The organism is Photobacterium sanguinicancri, assembly GCF_002265265.1.
Taxonomy (GTDB): Bacteria; Pseudomonadota; Gammaproteobacteria; order Enterobacterales; family Vibrionaceae; genus Photobacterium; species Photobacterium sanguinicancri.
The window spans coordinates 1-6353 of sequence record NZ_NOIF01000234.1; the positions used below are offsets into that span (position 1 = coordinate 1).

General features: G+C 40.3%; 5 protein-coding genes. All 5 read right to left on the reverse strand.

The window, feature by feature from the left end; genetic code table 11:
* Positions 1 to 45: 45 nt before the first annotated feature.
* Complete coding sequence (locus ASV53_RS21930) at positions 46 to 885, reverse strand: 2OG-Fe(II) oxygenase family protein (protein WP_094958686.1); 840 nt, start codon at positions 883 to 885, stop codon at positions 46 to 48.
* A 313-nt stretch (positions 886 to 1198) separates the two neighbouring features.
* Positions 1199 to 1501 (reverse strand): hypothetical protein, encoded by a 303-nt coding sequence (locus ASV53_RS21935; RefSeq protein WP_094958682.1) that lies wholly within the window; start codon positions 1499 to 1501, stop codon positions 1199 to 1201.
* A 181-nt stretch (positions 1502 to 1682) separates the two neighbouring features.
* Positions 1683 to 3677, reverse strand: coding sequence for a diguanylate cyclase domain-containing protein (locus tag ASV53_RS21940; protein WP_094958683.1), 1995 nt, complete (start codon positions 3675 to 3677; stop codon positions 1683 to 1685).
* Positions 3677 to 4219, reverse strand: a complete 543-nt coding sequence (locus ASV53_RS21945; protein WP_094958684.1) for a YfiR family protein — start codon at positions 4217 to 4219, stop codon at positions 3677 to 3679. The genes ASV53_RS21940 and ASV53_RS21945 overlap by 1 nt, the downstream gene beginning before the upstream one ends.
* Positions 4219 to 6353, reverse strand: a 2135-nt coding sequence (locus ASV53_RS21950; RefSeq protein ID WP_094958685.1) for a TonB-dependent receptor plug domain-containing protein, incomplete at its 5' end; no start/stop codon positions are given. The genes ASV53_RS21950 and ASV53_RS21945, both read right to left, overlap by 1 nt.

Consider the following 6353-nt stretch of genomic DNA (forward strand, 5'->3'; position numbering starts at 1 on the left):
TAACTAAGTTTGGCTGAGCGAAGACAATCAATCCACTAGAAAACTTTAAATTACACCCAGCTCTTTCAAACGCTCCGTCAGGTATGATCCCGCGGTATGACGATCTGAAAGCACAACGTCTGGCTTAGGGTGCAAGAATAAAGGCAACGAGATGCGTGACTTGGTTTTATCCGAACCTTCAGGGTTGATAACACGGTGCGTCGTCGATGGGAAATAGCCGTCAGACGCTTCTTGTAACATGTCACCAATATTGATGATCAGATTACCAAAATCACAAGGTACATCTAACCAATCACCCTCTTTTGATAATACTTGTAAGCCCGGCTCATTAGCCGCTGGTAGCACAGTTAATAAGTTAATATCTTCATGCGCTCCCGCACGAATTGCGCCAAGCTCTTCGTCACCTTGCAATGGTGGGTAATGCAACACGCGAAGCAGTGTTTGTTCACTGTCTTCAATCATGCTAGATAGCGGCTGGCTAAATGTATTTGATACATCATTAGGTGCGTGCTTTTCAACCCACGATAGTAGCTCTACTGCTAAAGTATTTGCCTGTTCATAATAGTTTTGAATTTCAGCACGTAATACTTCAGGGCATTGCCCCCATGGGTAGTAATGAAAAAACTCTTTAATGTCTTTCTTTGCGTGCCCTTTCGCCGTTTCAGACACATCCGTCGGGAATAGGCCGTCTTGGGTATCTACATTAAAGGTAAAATCTGTTTTGCCTTCATCATTGAAAAATGTATACCAATTTTCATAGATGGAGTTTACTAACTGCTGCTGAATTGGGTGATTTTTAAGGACACCAAAACCAGTATTACGTAGGGATTCAACAAACAGTTGTTCTGCATTTTCAGCTGTGTAGTCAACGGCTTCTAGTTTCATTGGAGGCTTCTTTTGGCTGATTATAATTGCTTTCACCGTCAAAACAGTGAAAGTCATTGAGCAATATCATTGTTATAAGATGTATTTTATGGGCGCAGCCATCGTGCTACAAGGACAAATCCCACAAAACAATAGAAACACTCTGTTTACAACAGGAAACAAGCAATCGCTTGCCAAATCGTTTGCCTCGATTGTGTGCCAACCAAAGACCATTATTCATAAAAACGAATTTGCAGTGTGCAGATACAAAAAAACCCTGCATTGACAGGGTTTCATAACGGGCATATACGCATTATTTTTGAGCAGTTAAATCTCATAAACTACGCATTAGCTGCTCAAATTCATCTTCTGCGCGTTCAATCATGCTTAATAACTCACGTGCATCATCGTTCGCAATCTCTAATTTCCACTGTACAACGTCGTTTTTTTGCTCTGAACGACACACCAGTTCAGTTTTCTGTGTACGAGTATAAAAACACAATTGCGCAAAATCAGCTTCGTAGTGTCTTTCTTCACTAGGAATATCTACTTCTATTATCCCTGTGGGTATGATTCTAATATCGGCACATTGCGTTTTGTCACCAGTTAAAATGACCTGCTTACTTTCAGCTAACATGATGGCGCCTCCCTAGTTGATACCATTGCGATTTAAACAGTCCAGCCATGCTTGCAATATATAGTGTAGTCAAACATGGCTTGGTTAAATTAAATTTCACACAAATTGCATATCAACCATAAACAGCCATCCTAGCCTAGTTATAACCCTCTAACATTTTAGAAAGATTGCCATTACCGTCTTAACACTCACAAAGTTTCGAACAAACAATACTATGCTGGTTATTTTCTTTAGCTCGGTACATTGCAGCATCTGCATTTTGAAGTACTTGTTCAACCGATACTTGTCCCTCACCATGCACTTCGCTAAAGCCAATGCTGGCACCTATATCCAGAGTATTTCCTTCAATAGTCATCGGTGCATTAATGGCAGCGCAGACTCGTTCAGCGGCTAACATACCATCTTGTGGTGACTGAATAGAATCAACTAAAACCACAAATTCGTCCCCAGCTAAACGGGCAACAAAATCATTATCACGCACACTATCTTCCATGCGTTGAGCAACTCGCTTTAACACTTCATCGCCAACATGATGCCCATAGGTATCATTCACGGGTTTAAAACCATCTAAGTCAATATACAAGACTGCAAACTTTGTCTTATTATTCAAATAGTCCTGCATCTTTTTTTCTAGTACATCAAATAAGCGTTTTCGGTTCGCCAATCCAGTTAAAGCGTCGTGATGAGCAAGGTATTCCAGCTGCTCTAATTCTTTTTTATGGCTAAGATCCGTTATCGACATGACTATTTGTGCACTTTCATCATTATTGCCATTAATAATATTGGCCCTAACTTCCAGCGGGATCATTATCCCATTTTTATGTTTTTCTGATATTTCACCACGCCAACGCCCACCAGCACCTTCGATAGTTTGATGAATTTGATGTATATACTTAATTTCGAGGAAATCATTAATATGAGCCCCCATTAACTCATCAGCTTCATATCCCATGATAGACGACAACGCCGAGTTAACCATAAGGATGCTGCCCTCATAATCAATGACAATAATACCTTCACGGCTCTGCTCGAAAATACGGGCAGCTAAACGCTGTTGTTTCTCTGCTAAATATTTTTGAGTAACATCCTCAATAGCAATAAGAACTTGATTTCTTTCTACTAATGCACGAGCCTTTACACTGTAGTAGCGCGGGGAACCTTGCAAATCAAGCGCTTTAATAATTTCATCAAAAGACTCACAATCAGTCTCCAATATTTTTTTCAGTGTTTCGTCATGTAACACCCAAAATCGTTCATTCAAGATAGTACGTAATGTTAAGCCGCGAATATCACCGGCAACACAACCAAAAACACCATCACATGCACTGTTCGCAAGAAGAATACGACCTTGATTATCAAGAACCAATAAAGCATGTTGCACTGTCGAAATGACATCATCAGCAAAAGATTTTTCACTCGCAACTTGCTCAATAGAAGCTGATATTTGTTTGTCTCGCTCATCTAAGTTATCTAGCATCTCATTAAAACACTTGACCAAGCTGCCAATTTCATCATCACCGTGAGCAACAGGCCGTTGTTTAAGAAGCCTAATTTTAGTCAGGCTCTGCATCGCAAAACTCAAACTTTCAACAGGATTAATCACCCACACTTGCAATTGTTTCAGCAAGAAGTAACGAAGGAAAAATACAGGTACGAGTAAGAGCAAACAAAATTTCAGCACGTCATTTTTTGCTTGATGTAATTCATCTAAAGAAGTACAGATCTTCATTGTGGCGACAGTCATTTCAGCTACCGTCACAGGGATTGAAACATAGAGGAAATTAGAGGAAAAAGAGTGATCGATGTGTGTTTTGCCCAGTAACAAAAAGTTATCCTCAATATGGGGACATTCATTCTGTTCATCAAAAGAACGGTAACTCGCAAAAACACTACCATCCACTTTCGTTACATCAACAAAATTAACCATATTATCAGCCTGAAAAGCCGATAATATTTCGTCACCACTTCGCTGATCATCAAACAGTAATGCCGCTTTTAAGTTTATCGCTACGCCTTTGCCTAAAATAACTGAGCGTGCTAGCAAGTTATCTTGTTCTGTATTAATGATTGAAAAAACGCTAAACAAGCTGAAGGCACAAAACATTAAGACTAAAATAAAACTAACAGGTAGCGTCATCTTTCTTCGAATCGAAAGATTTCTAAATTTATTTCGCATTATTCATCTCCCTGAGGTTCTGAGATGAGCTTCGAAATACGTAATAACTGAGAGCGAATGGTGATTCTATTTTTTGCCGCATTATCAATGTTGATCACTGGGACTATTCGTCCTGATTTCTCACGAAACTCAACCATTCCTTCCGTCTTTGCAAATGCGTACTGATCGCTGACCGTCACAAGTCCCACTCTATCAAGTGATATCGTACTGCCTCTATCATTATTGAGGTGACTGTATGCTTCCGGTGTAAAATATACCAACTGACATTGGCTTAAACTTTGTACATTTTCGATTTGGCGATAAACAACAGAAATATTCCTAACTTGATGCTCGACGAGAAGCGTCTTCAACGTATACGTTACTTTACTCTCACCCATTACACAGTAATTTATCTGCGAGAAGCTCTCTTCTTGGGGCCAATGAATAAAGTTGGCAAAGCGAACCAAGTAGACCGCTTTTACCTTATCTGCCGAAAATGTGATGCCAGCATTCGCAGTCATACACATTAACAAGGTGAAAACACTAAACAGCACTCGCTTCATTACTGCATCATCCAAACAGCTTTTAGATAAACTTGACGCTCAATCTTATATGCGGTGTTACGATTAGACTCATAGTATGGTTGGTTATTCAAAATACCATCAACCATTAGCTCGAGCCTTGGCCAATCCTGCTTTTTCTGCCACGCTAAACGTGCATCTAGTGTTGAAATCGTATCCCAACCCATGTTTGCATTGTTGGTATTTTTACCCTGAATATATTTATACATCATGTCGAACTGCAAACTATCAGTCACATCCCACATGGTTTGCGCACTTGCAATATGATTAGGCTGTGGCTCCATCAGTTCAGACATCGATGGGTCGATACAAACATCGCTGTTATTACATGCCGTCAATACTTGATGGTAGGCATAATTCACATTCACTTTAAAGTTAAACGTAGGTTGCCAAAAAACAGCAAATTCAGTCCCCCACGTTTTGGCTTCTATATTATCAATGTACTGGTACATAGTTAATGGCTCAGACTCCCAAGGAGCTAGCTCTACTTGGGGCTCCCCTGTTGGCATTGACGTATCGAGACCTACACCTCGGATATTTTTATATTGACTAAAAAACAATGTAGTACTAGTGCTAAATGCATTCGATAAAAAGTATCGATGCCCAATATCTAACGTCGTTACCGCTTCTGTTTTTAAATTTTCATTGCCACGTACAATCGACGATATTTCTTGGTAAGAATTTTGAGTGATTTGCTCAACCGAGAAATCAACCATTGTGGATGCCGTGTCTATAATAGAAGGTGTCACGACAGCGCGGCCTAGGCCGGTCCAAAATTGATGACGGGGTGAATAGTCGTAAGACAGACGCGCTTGAGGAAGTACTTCATAACGATCGACTAAACCAAAGTACTCAACTTTAACGCCAAAATAAGTCGTTAGTTGATCGGTAACAGCCGTTTCTAGTTGAGAATAGACATTATAGCTATCGTATTTTGATGCTTGGTCTTTATACAGCTGCGTTCTTGTCCCCTTTCTATAATCAGAAGGCTGTAATCCTAATATAGGGAGGACTTCTGTTTGTGTGGTGCGTCCGCCACCACCCATGGTCAACTCACTGGCATCTAAAACGGGCAGACGATAGTACACATCAGCATCCCAGTTACGGTAGCTCCCTTTGAAATACTCGTAATTTATCGTATGGCTATCAGCCCACACATTAACTGTTAATACGCCTGTTTTTATTTCAGTATCATAATTCAACATACCGGAAATACCGCGGCTATACTCATCATATTCATTGGGTGGTAAATCAATACTCACAAAATGAACCGTCTCAGTCTCAGTATGTATATCCGTATTATAACCGCCAAGCTGCACTGTGAGTTCACTACCATACGTAGAATGGTCAACTCGCATGTTTACATTATAATTACGAAAAGTGCCTTCTTCACCCACAGCATAACCAGAGCGAACACCACTAACCGAAAGGCGCGCGTCGGTTTGATCATTTATTGTACTGCCTAAACGAACATTTACTTCTTCATAACCTTTATCACCAATAGTTCCCTCTGCATATAACCCTTGGGTCTCATCGGCACTCTTGCTGATAATATTAACGACACCATTGACGGCATTACCTCCCCACATTGTGCCAGCAGGGCCCAGTAAAACCTCAATACGATCGATATCCGCCATCATCATCTGAATATTTTCCCAAATCACACCAGATGTAATTGGGTTAAAAATACTTCGCCCGTCGATAGACACTAATAATTTATTAAAGAGGATCTCATTGGCACCACGGATAGCAACGGCCCAATTATTATCTGAAAGACGTGCAACATGGACACCGGGAACTAACGATAAGGCTTCAGGGATCGTTCTCGCACCAGAGCGCCGAATTTGCTCTGCCGTAATAACATGAACTGCAGCTGGTACTTTATTGAGCGATTGTTCTTTTTTTGCTACTGACGTTAATGTTACTGATGCACGAGACAAGTCTGCCAAAGACATATCCATCAATGCTTCAAGCTCCTGCGATGCATTAACTGAAGAAATTGAAATAACGTAACTTGTTGGTAGTAGTAGAAAATGAACTAATTTTTTAACGATGATAGCTTGGGTTATATTTGAAATATTTTTCACAGTGGCTTCTTGTTCATGAATGCTTTTTC